This window comes from Brevundimonas albigilva (assembly GCF_023573565.1).
In the GTDB taxonomy this organism is placed as follows: domain Bacteria; phylum Pseudomonadota; class Alphaproteobacteria; order Caulobacterales; family Caulobacteraceae; genus Brevundimonas; species Brevundimonas albigilva.
Map to the genome: position 1 here is coordinate 2,552,384 of NZ_CP097649.1, position 12,588 is coordinate 2,564,971.

Annotated in this window: 12 protein-coding genes; 6 read left to right on the top strand and 6 right to left on the bottom strand. The window is 70.8% G+C overall.

Annotated elements, in window-relative coordinates; genetic code table 11:
• Positions 1–13: 13 nt before the first annotated feature.
• Positions 14–3,145: a bifunctional proline dehydrogenase/L-glutamate gamma-semialdehyde dehydrogenase PutA gene (gene putA / locus M8231_RS12660; RefSeq protein ID WP_250201602.1), complete on the bottom strand. Its 3,132-nt coding sequence runs from the start codon at positions 3,143–3,145 to the stop codon at positions 14–16.
• Positions 3,146–3,256: 111 nt separating this feature from the next.
• Between putA and M8231_RS12665 the strand changes: the two genes are divergently transcribed.
• The 5 genes from M8231_RS12665 (at position 3,257) to M8231_RS12685 (ending at position 6,610) form a co-directional block, all read left to right on the top strand.
• Positions 3,257–3,718, top strand: coding sequence for an Lrp/AsnC ligand binding domain-containing protein (locus M8231_RS12665; RefSeq protein ID WP_249749639.1), 462 nt, complete (start codon positions 3,257–3,259; stop codon positions 3,716–3,718).
• Positions 3,719–3,794: 76 nt separating this feature from the next.
• A complete protein-coding gene (locus tag M8231_RS12670) occupies positions 3,795–4,883 on the top strand; it encodes a glycosyltransferase family 4 protein (RefSeq protein WP_250201603.1) in 1,089 nt (362 codons plus the stop codon).
• A 56-nt stretch (positions 4,884–4,939) separates the two neighbouring features.
• Entirely contained in the window at positions 4,940–5,203 is a 264-nt protein-coding gene (locus M8231_RS12675; protein WP_249749637.1) for a DUF6894 family protein, read from the top strand.
• A complete protein-coding gene (locus M8231_RS12680) occupies positions 5,200–5,943 on the top strand; it encodes a Crp/Fnr family transcriptional regulator (protein ID WP_250201604.1) in 744 nt (247 codons plus the stop codon). The genes M8231_RS12675 and M8231_RS12680 overlap by 4 nt, the downstream gene beginning before the upstream one ends.
• A gap of 52 nt (positions 5,944–5,995) precedes the next feature.
• Positions 5,996–6,610, top strand: coding sequence for a helix-turn-helix domain-containing protein (locus tag M8231_RS12685; RefSeq protein ID WP_250201605.1), 615 nt, complete (start codon positions 5,996–5,998; stop codon positions 6,608–6,610).
• On the opposite strand, the gene glmS is transcribed toward M8231_RS12685, so the two are convergent.
• Complete coding sequence (gene glmS, locus M8231_RS12690) at positions 6,597–8,411, bottom strand: glutamine--fructose-6-phosphate transaminase (isomerizing) (protein WP_250201606.1); 1,815 nt, start codon at positions 8,409–8,411, stop codon at positions 6,597–6,599. The genes M8231_RS12685 and glmS overlap by 14 nt on opposite strands.
• Positions 8,412–8,574: 163 nt before the next feature.
• On the opposite strand from glmS, the gene glmM reads away from it, so the two are divergent.
• Positions 8,575–9,924 (top strand): phosphoglucosamine mutase, encoded by a 1,350-nt coding sequence (gene glmM, locus M8231_RS12695; protein ID WP_250201607.1) that lies wholly within the window; start codon positions 8,575–8,577, stop codon positions 9,922–9,924.
• Here the strand turns inward: glmM and M8231_RS12700 are convergent.
• From M8231_RS12700 to M8231_RS12715, 4 genes are all read right to left on the bottom strand, one after another.
• Positions 9,921–10,871: a right-handed parallel beta-helix repeat-containing protein gene (locus M8231_RS12700; protein WP_250201608.1), complete on the bottom strand. Its 951-nt coding sequence runs from the start codon at positions 10,869–10,871 to the stop codon at positions 9,921–9,923. The two genes, glmM and M8231_RS12700, sit on opposite strands and share 4 nt — an antisense overlap.
• Before the next feature lie 2 nt (positions 10,872–10,873).
• On the bottom strand, positions 10,874–11,674 hold the full coding sequence (locus M8231_RS12705; protein ID WP_250201609.1) for a phosphatase PAP2 family protein: 801 nt from the start codon (positions 11,672–11,674) through the stop codon (positions 10,874–10,876).
• Positions 11,671–12,177: a hypothetical protein gene (locus M8231_RS12710; protein ID WP_250201610.1), complete on the bottom strand. Its 507-nt coding sequence runs from the start codon at positions 12,175–12,177 to the stop codon at positions 11,671–11,673. Before M8231_RS12710 ends, M8231_RS12705 begins: the two co-directional genes overlap by 4 nt.
• A gap of 73 nt (positions 12,178–12,250) precedes the next feature.
• Positions 12,251–12,562 (bottom strand): ribonuclease, encoded by a 312-nt coding sequence (locus M8231_RS12715; protein ID WP_250201611.1) that lies wholly within the window; start codon positions 12,560–12,562, stop codon positions 12,251–12,253.
• Between the last annotated feature and the right edge of the window lie 26 nt (positions 12,563–12,588).

A 12,588-nucleotide genomic window follows, 5' to 3' on the forward strand; every position in this document is an offset into this window, starting at 1 on the left:
TCCAGCGCGTGTCCTACAGGTTCAGCAGCGCCGGGTCGCCGCCCTGGGCCGCGATGTTGACGCTGATCGCCTTTTCGGAGGCATAGCGGATCAGGCTGTTGGGTCCGCCGGCCTTGGGCCCGGTGCCCGACAGGCCCTCGCCACCGAAGGGCTGGACGCCCACCACCGCGCCGGTGATCGAGCGGTTCACATAGACATTGCCGGCCGGGACCAGGGCGATCACCTCCTCGGCGAAGGCGTCGATCCGGCTGTGCACGCCCAGCGTCAGGCCATAGCCGCGCGCCGCCAGCCGCCCGGCCACCGACTTCAGCTCCGACGGATCGTAGCGATAGACGTGCAGGATCGGACCGAACACCTCCTTTTCCAGGAAGTCGGGCGTGGGGATTTCGGCGATGGTCGGGGCGAACAGATCACCCTTGTCGGCGCCCGCCGGCAGGTCGGCGCGGGCCAGCACCTTGGCCTCCCTGGTCAGGCGCTCGACATGGGCCTCCAGCGCCTGACGGGATTCGGCGTCGATCACCGGGCCGATGTCGGTGGCGGGGTCGGACGGATCGCCCACCGTCTGCACCGCCAAAGCGCCCTTCAGCCCCTCGATCAGGGCGTCCGCCGAATCCTTGGGCACATAAAGAACGCGCAGGGCCGAACAGCGCTGGCCGGCCGAGCCGAAGGCCGAGGCGATCACGTCGTCGATGACCTGTTCCTTCAGCGCCGTGGTGTCGATGAACATGCCGTTCAGCCCGCCGGTCTCGGCGATGAAGGGGATGATGGCCCCCGGCCGCGCGGCGATGGCGCGGTTGATGGCGCCGGCCGTGTCGGTGCCGCCGGTGAAGGCGACGCCGTCGATCCCGGCGTGGCTGACCAGCTGGGCCCCGACCGTCTCGCCGCGGCCAGGAACCAGGGCCAGCAGGTCCGCGTCCAGCCCGGCCTTGTGATAAAGCCGCACGGCCTCGGCGGCGATCAGCGGCGTCTGCTCGGCCGGCTTGGCCAGCACCGCATTGCCGGCGGCCAGCGCGGCGGCGATCTGGCCGGTGAAGATGGCCAGGGGGAAGTTCCACGGGCTGATGCAGGCGAAGACGCCGCGGCCGTGCAGGACCAGTTGGTTGGTCTCGCCGGTCGGCCCCTTCAGCGTCTCGGGCGCGGCGAAGTCCCGCTCGGCCAGCAGGGCGTAGTAGCGGCAGAAATCGGCGGCCTCGCGCACCTCGGCCACGCCGTCGTTCAGCGTCTTGCCGGCCTCGCGGCTCAGCAGGGCGACCAGCCGGTCCATCTCGGCTTCCAGGGCGTCCGCCATGGCCCGCAGGACGACGGCGCGCTTGGCGCCGCCCTGGCGATCCCAGTGGATCTGGGCCTTGGCCGCGGCCTCGACGGCGGCGTCGACATCGGCCTCGGTCGCCTCCGACACATGGCCCAGCACCTGGGACCGGTCGAACGGATTGGTCACCGTCTGCGCGTCGACCCCGGCGCGCAGCTTGCCGCCCACGATCGGCCCGGCGGTCAGTTTCTCGCGATCGACGCCCTCCAGGGCGCGCGCGTGCGCCTCGCGGACGGCGGCCTGGGAATAGTCGCGGCCGAGGGAGTTCTGACGATCGCCGTACATGTCTTTCGGAACCGGAATCTTGGGGTGACGGTCGGGCTGCGCCTCGACCAGGGAGATAGGATCGGCCGCCACGGCCGAGGCGGGCACGCGCTCGTCCAGCAGGGCGTGGACGAAGGAGGAGTTGGCGCCGTTTTCCAGCAGGCGGCGCACCAGATAGGGCAGCAGTTCCTCATGGCCGCCGACCGGGGCATAGGCGCGCACGATCACCGTCTCGTCGGACCATTCCTCGATGGCGGCGTCGTACAGGGCCTCGCCCATGCCGTGCAGCCGCTGGTGCTCGATGGTCACGCCGCGATCGCGGGCCATGTGGCGCACCGCCGCCAGGGTATGGGCGTTATGGCTGGCGAACTGGGAATAGATCGCAGGCGACGCCTCGATCATGGCCCGGGCGCAGACCAGATAGTTCAGGTCGGTCGCCGCCTTGGTCGTGAAGACCGGATAGTCGGTGCGGCCCGCCACCTGGGCGCGCTTGATCTCGGTGTCCCAATAGGCGCCCTTGACCAGCCGCACCATCAGGCGACGACCGGACCGCCGCGCCAGGTCGGCGACCCGCTGGATCGTCTCCAGGCCGCGCTTCTGATAGGCCTGCACCGCCAGGCCCAGGCCCGTCCAGCCGCCCAGGTCGGGCTCGTGCGCCAACCGGTCGAGCATCTTCAGCGACAGGGCCAGCCGGTCGGCCTCCTCGGCGTCCAGGGTGAAGTTGATGTCGTGGCGCGCCGCGATCAGGGCCAGCCGCTTCACGCGCGGATACAGGGTGGCCCACACCGCCGCCTCAAGCGCCGGCTCGTAGCGCGGCGACAGGGCCGACAGCTTGACCGACACGCCGTGGCCATGTTCGGGCCCGCGCCCCGTCGCCGTCCGCCCCACCGCCTCGATGGCGTGGGCGTAGATGGCTTCGTAGCGGTCGGCGTCGGCCGTCGTCCGCGCGCCCTCGCCCAGCATGTCGAAGCTGCACAGCCAGCCTTCGCGGTTCGAGCGCTTCAGCGCCGCCTCGATGGTCCGGCCGACCACGAACTGCTCGCCCATGATCTTGACGGCGGTGGCCACGGCCTGGCGGATCACCGGCTCGCCCAGCCGGCCGGCGACGCGCTTCAGGAACCCCGGCAGGTCGCTGCGGGCCTGGTCGTCGACATCCACCAGCTTGCCCGTCAGCATGAGGCCCCAGGTCGAGGCGTTGACGAACAGGCTGTCGGATCGGCCCAGGTGGGCGGCCCAGTCGGCCGATCCGATCTTTTCGGCGATCAGGCGGTCGCGCGTCTCCTCGTCAGGCACGCGCAGCAGCGCTTCGGCCAGGCACATCAGGGCCAGACCCTCGCGCGTGCCCAGGCCGAACTGCTGCAGGAAGCTCTCGACCACCCCCTGCTTCTTCTGGCTGCGGCGCGCGCCCTCGACCAGGGCGACGGCCTCGGCCGTCACCGCCTCGCGCTCGGCCGGGTCCAGGGGCGCCAGCAGCAGGTTTTCGGCCACCGCCTCGCGTTCGTCGCGGAATTTGTCGCGATCCAGCGCGTCCCATGCGGCCAGGCTCGAAGGCGAAAAGGCGGGCGGCGTCATCGGGGCGTCATGTCCTGTGGATTTCCGCCGTATATTCCTGAGTTCGTGGAATGTGCTTCGTATGATAGGGTCGCTGACCGAAGAACCTTCGGCGAAGTGGCCTGTTTTCCGATGTCCGATATTGACGCCGTCGACCGTCGCCTGTTGCGCGTGCTGCAGACCGACGCGCGCATTTCCAACGCCGAGCTGGCCCGCCGCTGCAACCTGTCGCCCGCCGCCTGTTTCGAGCGGGTCCGGCGTCTGCGCGAGAAGAAGATCATCACCGGCTATGCGGCCATGATCGACCCGTCGCGCGTCGGCCGCGACCTGCTGATCTTCGTCGAGGTGCTTCTGGACCGCACCACCGGCGATGTGTTCGAAGCCTTCGCCGAGGCCGTGCGAAAACAGCCCGAGGTGCTGGAGTGCCACATGGTCGCCGGCGGCTTCGACTATCTGATCAAGGCCCGCGTCGGCGACATGGACGCCTATCGCGCCTTCCTGGGCGACGTTCTGGTGAAGATGCCGGGGGTGCGCGAAACCCGGACCTACGCCGTTCTCGAAGAGGTGAAGTCGACGACGGTGCTGCCGCTCTAGCATCCGTCTCGCCTTCGTCATCCGAACGGTCTAGAAGTTCCGCCCTTCGTTCACGGCTCAGGGTCGCCCTGCCTCCATGCGCATCGTTCTGGCCACCGACGCCTGGGAACCTCAGGTCAACGGCGTCGTCCGCACCCTGACGCGCACGGTCGCGGAATGCCGCGGCATGGGCCACGAGGTCGAGGTCATCGAGCCCAGCCTGTTCAAGACCATTCCCTGCCCCACCTATCCGGAGATTCGGCTGGCCCTGGGCGCCGAGGAAGAGATTCGCGAAATGCTGCGCGCCTTCGAGCCCGAGGCCGTGCATATCGCCACCGAAGGCCCCATCGGCATCGCCACGCGGCGCATCTGCGTGGAATGGAAGCTGCCCTTCACCACCAGCTACCACACGAAATTTCCGGAATACGTCTCGGCCCGGTTCCCGATCCCCGTCCAGGTCGGCTACGCCTATATGAAGTGGTTCCACAAGCCGTCGGGCCGTCTGATGGTGGCCACCCCGACGCTGCGCGACGAACTGGTGGAGCACGGCTTCAAGAACGTCTCGCCCTGGTCGCGCGGCGTGGACACCGAACTGTTCAACCCCGACCTGCCGCGCATCTTCGAAGAGATGGGCGGCAAGGACTGGCCCCGGCCCTTCTTCCTCAACGTCGGCCGCGTCGCCGTGGAGAAGAACATCGAGGCCTTCCTGGAGCTGGACCTGCCCGGCACCAAGATCATCGTCGGCGACGGCCCCGCCCGCGCCGAGCTTCAGGAAAAATACCCCGAGGCCAAGTTCCTGGGCGCGAAGTTCGGCGAGGATCTGGCCCGCTGCTTCCGCGACGCCGACGTCTTCGTCTTCCCCAGCTGGACCGACACCTTCGGCCTGGTGATCCTGGAGGCGATGGCCGCCGGCACGCCGGTCGCCGCCTATCCGGCCCACGGCCCGATCGACATCATCCCCGGATCGAACGCCGGGGCCATCGACAAGGACCTGAAGACCGCCTGCCTGGCGTGCCTGGAGCTGGATCGAAAGGACGTGCGCGCCTACGCCGAGAAGTTCAGCTGGCGCGCCTCGGCCGAGCAGTTCGTCGAGAACCTCCAGCCCTATCCCGAACCGGAACGCGGCCGCTTCTGGCGCCGCCTGCGCCGCATCGCGCGCATCAGGAAGCGCGCCGCCGCGGCCTGATCTGAACCAAAATCGGCGTCGCTCGCTTCCTTCCTCGCCCGCTGCTGGAGGACGGCTTGCCCCGCTACTATTTCCACACCGAAAACGGCGATCGCATTCGCGACGATCAGGGTGAAGAACTGGCCGGCGTCGAGGCCGCGCGCGAGGAGGCGGTCACGGTCCTGGGTGAAATCCTGCGCTATCGCGGCGCCAGCTTCTGGGACACCGGCTCGTTCAGCGTGATCGTCACCGACGACGGCGGCCGCACGGTGGTCCGCGTCACCGCCGCGGCCTCCGAGGAGCCGCAGCAAGGCGCGCCCGCGTCGGAGGCGGGTCGATGAACGCGCCCGTGGCGGAAGCCAAGGTGGCCAATCTGGTCGAGAAACTGTCCCTGCGCGACGCCTTGTCCCCCGAGGAGGTCGTCGCCCTGGAGACCGTGCTCGGCCCCAGCCGCACCATCCCCGCCGGCGCCGACATCGTGCGCGAACACAGCCACCCCTTGCAGAGCACCCTGCTGATCTCCGGCTTCTCGGCGCGCTATTCGACGCTCAAGGACGGGGGTCGCCAGATCACCGAGATCAACATCTCGGGCGACTTCATCGACCTTCACAGCCTGCTGATGAAGCAGATGGACCACGGCGTGCTGGCCCTGACCGACTGCGTGATCGCCAGCGCCCCCCACGCCCGGCTGATCGAACTGACCGAGCGCCATCCGCACCTGGCGCGACTGCTGTGGCTGGACACCATCATCGACGCCGCCATCCATCGCCAGTGGCTGGTCGCGATGGGTAGGCGCAGCGGCCTGAGCCACCTGGCGCACCTGGTGTGCGAGCTCTATCTGCGCCTGCGCGCGGCGGGGCAGGCGGGCGACATGACGTTCGACCTGCCGCTGACCCAGACCGTTCTGGGCGACGCCCTGGGCCTGTCGACCGTCCACGTCAGCCGCCTGATCACCGAATTGCGCGGCGAGGGCGTGGTCAACTGGTCGGGCCGGCGCGTGGAGATCCTGGACTGGCACCGGCTGGCCGAAATCGCCGAATTCGACGCCACCTACCTGCGCCTCAGCAACGAACCCGTCTGACGGCTTAACCCATGTTATCGCGCCCGCGCCCGGATCGGCGTCGAGCGGGATCATGAATATTCCCGACATCGCCTCCACGCTGTTGTCGCACCTCGCCGTGCGGGGCGTGGCCGCCCAGGACCTGAACGGCTCTCCGGGTCGACCGGCCGCGGCTCCGGACGGGCCGCCCGCCGTCCTTCTGGTGCTCGAGGGCGTCCTGGCGCGACAACGGGCGGGGTCGGCGGTGTCCATGGGTCTGGCGGGACCGGGGCAGGCGGTCGGGCTGGAAGGCCCGGCCGACGGAGCCGTTTGGCTGACGCCGGGTCGCGCGGCCCGCGTGTCGATGCGCGACGTCCTGTCGATCGAACCCGGCCTGCTGGCCCAGCTTCGGATGGCGGATCTGGAGGCCAAGGCCGTCGCCCTGCGCCAGGAGGTGCTGCGTCACGCCCGGCTGACCCTGGTCCAGCGGCTGGCCGCCCTGCTGCACGACGTCCATCAAAGCGGCGGCCAGAAAAAGGTGGCGCTGCGTCAGAGCGACCTGGCCGACCTGCTGCACGTGCGGCGCGCCGGGGTGTCGACCGCCGCCGCCGCGCTTCGGGCGGCCGGCGCCGTGCGTCTGCATCGCGGCGGGATCGAGGTCGCCGATGTCGCGACCCTGGCGAGCGCCTCCGGCCTCACTCGACCGTGACGGACTTGGCCAGGTTGCGGGGCTGGTCGACGTCGGTCCCCTTCTGCACGGCGGTGTAATAGGCCAAAAGCTGCACCGGGACCGCATAGACCAGCGGCGCGATCAGCGGATGGCAGTCCGGCGCATGGACCCGGCGGATGCCGGCGCCGTGGGGATCGGGCGCCTTTTCCGGAGCGATCATGATGACCGGCCCGCCGCGTGCGGCCACCTCCTGCAGGTTCGACGCGGTCTTTTCGAACACCTCGTCCAGCGGGGCCAGGGCGATGGTCGGGGTCGCCTCGTCGATCAGGGCGATCGGGCCGTGCTTCAGCTCGCCCGCGGCGTAGCCCTCGGCGTGGATATAGCTGATCTCCTTCAGCTTCAGCGCGCCCTCCATGGCCAGGGGGAACATGGCGCCTCGGCCCAGGAACAGCACGTCGTCGGCCTTGGCCAGGTCCTGCGTCACGGCCCGGATGGAGCCGTCCATCCGCAGGGCTTCGGCGATCAGGCGCGGGCTTTCGAACAGGGCCTTGACCAGTTCGGCCTCGGTCGCGGCGTCGATCCGCCCGCGCGCCACGCCCGCCGCCACCGCCAGGGCCAGCAAGGCGGCCACCTGGGCGGTGAAGGCCTTGGTCGAGGCCACGCCGATCTCGGGCCCGGCGTGGGTCGGCCACAGCACCTCGGCCTCGCGCGCCATCGAGGAGGAATGGACGTTGACCACGGCCGCCGTCTTCAACCCTTGCGCCTTGCACCAGGTCAGGCTGGCCAGGGTGTCGGCGGTCTCGCCCGACTGGCTGACGGCGACCGCCAGGGTCGATTTCGACACCGCCGGCGAGCGGTAGCGGAACTCCGACGCGATCTCGACGTCGCAGGGCAGGCCGGCCAGCTTCTCGAAGGCGTAGCGGCCGATCTGGCCGGCGTAGAAGGCGGTGCCGCAGGCCACGATCTGGATGCGCTCGACGGCGGCGAAATCGACGGCGTTGGTCTTGGCCGCGCCGGTCACCAGGTCGAGGTATTCCGACAGGGTGTGCTGGACGCTGTCGGGCTGTTCATGGATCTCCTTTTCCATGAAGTGGCGGTACTCGCCCTTCTCGACCATGGCCGAGGACGCCGACACCTGCACGACGGGGCGCTCGACGGCGGCGCCCGAGGCGTCGAACATCCGCGCGCCCGCCTTGGTCACGGCGACATAGTCGCCCTCTTCCAGATAGCTGATCTTCTGGGTGAACGGCCCGACCGCCAGCGCGTCGGAGCCCAGATACATCTCGTCCTCGCCCCATCCGACGACCAGCGGGCTGCCGCGCCGCGCGCCCAGGATCAGGTCGTCCTCGCCGTCGATCAGCACCGCCAGCGCATAGGCCCCGGTCAGCCGGTCCAGCACCGCCTTGAACGCCTCCAGCGGCGCGCGGCCGGTCTTCAGCTCGGCGTCCAGCAGATGGGCGATGACCTCGGTGTCGGTCTGGCTCTCGAACACATGGCCCTCGGCCGCCAGTTCGGCCTTCAGCTCGGCGAAGTTCTCGATGATGCCGTTGTGGACCAGGGTGACGCGCCCGGCCTTGTGCGGGTGGGCGTTGGCCGTCGTCGGGGCGCCATGGGTGGCCCAGCGGGTGTGGCCGATGCCGACCGTGGCGTTCAGCGGATCGGCGGCCAGCACGGCTTCCAGATTGCGGATCTTGCCCTGGGCGCGACGGCGCTCGACGTGGCCGTTCACCACCGCCGCGACGCCGGCGGAATCATAGCCCCGGTATTCCAGCCGCTTCAGGCTGTCGATCAGCCGGGGAACGACCGGCCCGTTGCCGGTGACGCCGATGATGCCGCACATGCCGCGAACTCCGCCTTGGGGAAACAGGAAGCGCCGCTTTGCACTGGCGGCGAACAGGGACTAAGCCACGCTAGCGATGCCCCAACGGCCGTCTATGCAATCTTAAGGCGGGCCGCATCAAAATTGGGGTTTCGGAACGTTACCCGAGACTGAGGACCACCGCGTGGGCGAGAGAAAATACTTCGGCACCGACGGCATTCGCGGCCGCGCCAACGTCCATCCGATGACCGCCGAGGTGGCGCTGCGCGTCGGCCTGGCCGCGGGCAAGCTGTTCAACACCGGCGACGACCGCCGCCACCTGGTGGTGATCGGCAAGGACACCCGCCTGTCGGGCTATACGATCGAGCCGGCCCTGGTCGCCGGCTTCGCCTCGGTGGGCATGGACGTGCGCACCTTCGGCCCCGTGCCGACGCCGGGCGTGGCCATGCTGACCCGCTCGATGCGCGCGGACCTGGGCGTCATGATCTCGGCCTCGCACAACGACTACGCCGACAACGGGATCAAGCTGTTCGGCCCGGACGGCTACAAGCTGTCCGACGAGATCGAGCTGAAGATCGAGGCCATGATGGACGACGGCCTGGACAAGGGGCTGGCGCCGTCGGACCGGCTGGGCCGGGTCAAGCGCATCGACGACGCCCAGGCGCGCTATATCGAGATCGCCAAACAGGCCTTTCCCCGCCGCCTCAGCCTGAAGGGCCTGCGCATCGCGGTCGATTGCGCCAACGGCGCCGGCTACAAGGTCGCCCCCACCACCCTGTTCGAGCTGGGCGCCGAGGTCTGCGCCGTCGGCGTGTCGCCCGACGGGCTGAACATCAACGCCGAATGCGGCTCGACCCATCCGGCGACCCTGGCCGAGGCGGTGAAGCGCTACCGGGCCGACATCGGCATCGCCCTGGACGGCGACGCCGACCGATTGATCATCTGCGACGAGAAGGGCCAGGTCGTGGACGGCGACCAGATCATGGCCCTGGTCGGCCTGGACTGGGCCCGGCGCGGCATCCTGACCGGCGGGGGCGTGGTCGCCACCGTCATGTCCAACCTGGGTCTTGAGCGCCGCCTGACGGCCGAGGGCCTGACGCTTGAGCGCACCAAGGTCGGCGACCGCTACGTCATGGAACGGATGCGCGAAGGCGGCTTCAACATCGGCGGCGAGCAATCCGGCCACATTATCCTGCACGACCACGCCACCACCGGCGACGGCCTGATGGCGGCGCTTCAGGTCCTGGCCGTTCTGGTCGACTCCGGCAAGCCGATGAGCGAACTGGCCCGCCAGTTCGACCCGGTGCCGCAGCGGCTGGAGAACGTCCGCTACGGCGCCGAAAAGCCGCTGGAGAGCGAGGCCGTCAAGGCCGCCATCCGCCAGGCCGAGGCCGCCCTGGACGGCCAGGGCCGCCTTCTGGTCCGCCCCTCCGGCACCGAAAAGCTGATCCGCGTCATGGCCGAGGGCGACGACGAGGCCCTGGTGCGGCAGGTCGTCTCCGACGTCTCGGCCGCGGTGCGGGCCGCCGGCTAGCGGGTCGTCCGGTTGCCCGACACCCGGTTGCCGCGCGCGCCGTCGCCGTCGTCGGCGCTGGACCCGAACGGCCAGCCGGCGTCGTCGCCGCAATAGCGCCGCCGCCCCTCGCGCGCGCCCATCACGACCGTGCGCGGCCTCAGCCACGCCGCGCCGGAAAAGACATTGTCCGTAATCTGATTGTGGGACGGCGTCTGGTGTCGGATCACCCCGTCCTCGCCGCAGTTGCGATAGAGGAATATCCCGCCCTGGCCGTGCAGGGCGAAGCGGTTGTCGACGATGCGGTTGGCCCCGGACCCGTCCACCGCGATCTGCTCGCGTCCGGTGCGGATGTCGAAGACGTTGCCCCGTATCTCCGCCCTCGCGCTCTCGGCGTCCAGATAGATGGCCGTCGAGGTCGACCGGCCCGCGAAGGTCGAGCCCGTCACCGTCGTGCGCGTCACGCCCGGCCCGACATAGAGGGGAATGGTCCCCGTCGCCTCGAACCGCACCCGCTCGATCCGCACCTGGGTCGGCGCGGCGGCCTGGGCGGCGCGCGTGTGACCGGGCGTGCGCGACGAGGCCAGAAGGTCGCGCATCGACCCGCCCGCGCCCATGCCCCAGATGCGGATGTTGCCCGCCACCCGGCAGTCGCGCACCGTCACGCCGGACGGGCGGCTCCAGCCCGCGCCGTCGCGCCGCGACCAGACGGCGATCGTGGGAACCCGCGTCGTCGCCTCGTCCGGACCCTCGATCCGGCCGCCGCCGCAGTCCAGCGCCGCGCCCGAGGCCTCCGCGCCCTCGATCAGCACCGGCCGGCGCACGTCGCGCCCCGCCAGCGCGGCCCGGCACAGCAGGCGATACGGCTCTGCCGACCGCTGCGTCAGCGCGTCCATCTCGGCCGTCGAGCAGGGCCGCGCCGCCGGGGGCCCGGCCTGGATCGCCAGCGCGGCCAGCAGCGCCAGCATGGTCAGGGCAGCGGCGTCGCCAGCGCCGCACGCTCGGCCGCGCAGCCGGGGCTGGTTCGGCCCGAGGCGCGCGCGGCGGCCAGTTCGGCGCGAGCCGCCGGCGCGTCCTCGGCGAAGGCCGGCGCGGCCGTGATCTCGGCCGCGACCGCGCGCCCGAGAGCCTCTCCAGCCGCCACGTCGCTGGGATAGTGCATGGCGCAGATCAGCCGGCTGATCCCGATCTCGCGGCCGATGCGCCGCGCCGCCTCGGCCCGCCCGGGCTCCAGCGCCGCGAAGGTCTCGGCATAGGCCGTGCCGACCGCAGCGCTTCCGGACGGATAGGAGGCGCTGTCGCGGGCCGCCGCGTCCAGCCTCTGGCAGGCCCGGCGCTCGGGATCGTCGCCGACCGGCCGCGGCCGCGTCGCTCGCGCCTTCGCCAACTCCGCCACGGCGTTGGCGTCATGAAAGGCGCGCGCCATGACCCGGTCCAGGGCGGGGGTTTCGGCCGACCCCAGCCGCACCCCCAGGGCGCAATCGAAATGCTGCAGCGCCAGCGGCGGACGCAGTTCGGCGTGGGCCGTCGCCAGCAGCCAGCGGTCGCTGTCCTCCAGCGCCGCATAGCGCGCCGAGGCCGCCTTGTCGGCCCGGTCGGTCGCCGACCCGGGCGCGGGCGGCGGCGGGACCGCCTGGGCCAGCCGCGCCAGGTCGGCCGGCGCCAGATAGCCCGTGTCGCTGTCCAGAAAGACGGGCGGATGCGAAGCGCCGGGCGCGCAGGCCGCCAGCAGCAGCGCCGCCAGGGCGCTGGCCCCGGCCGCCCCCCTCACCGGCCCTCGCTCCAGCTCAGCTGCACCGAGGTGCTGCCCTCGGCCGGGGCGGCGACGACCGACAGCTTGGCGCCGTCGGGTTCCCCGTCGGCGGCGCCATAGGCCCGCGCGTCCCCCTGGTTCATGCCCATGACCGGCCTCAGACCGGCTTGGGCGGCGCGGTCGCGATAGTAGGCGATGACCTCGTCCGGCGTGGCGGTGGTCTCGAACGTCACCAGTCCGCCCTGCCCAGCGTCCCCGGCGGCGATCACGGCCGGCGTGTCGGCCGTGGCGCCCGGATACAGGGCGGCGAAGGGGGGCGCGCCCGGCGCCGCCGGCTCGGCCTCGCCCAGGGCCGCCATCGAAGTCGGGGCGTCGGCCGGGGTCTGGGCCGGCGCAGGTTGCGACGCCTCGACCTCCAGCGCGGACGTCTCCGAGACGGTCTCGGCCGGCTGCTCGGTTCGGTCGCACCCGGCCAGGCCGAGAACCAGGAAAGCGGCCGAGGCCGCCAGTCGTCGCATCATCGAGGGCACATCTCAGGCGCAGGATCGAAGCGCCACCGTGGCGCCTCCGTATGGCGGCGGCAAGGCGAAGGGATCACGTCTCTTCGCGCCCGCCCCCGTCGGCGTCAATGTCCGCATCGCTGTCCGCCTCGCCCAGGGCCTCCCCTTCCTCGGCTAGCGCGTGATTGATGCGAGCGGAATCCGGATCGTCGTCCGACCCGCTGGCCGACCCGCCCCGCAGCGACCCGGCGCGGGTGTCGGAGCCTGAGTCCGTGCCGTCCAGCGCCTCGATCAAGGCATCGGCGCGATGGCCAAGGTCCGGCTTCTCGCCCATGTCGGCCGCCTCTCGGGCGTCGCCGCCGTCAGCGGTCCTTGGCGGGAAGGGCTTGGGGGGCTGGTCGGTCATGGCGCGCTCCTTCGCTACGGCAGAGT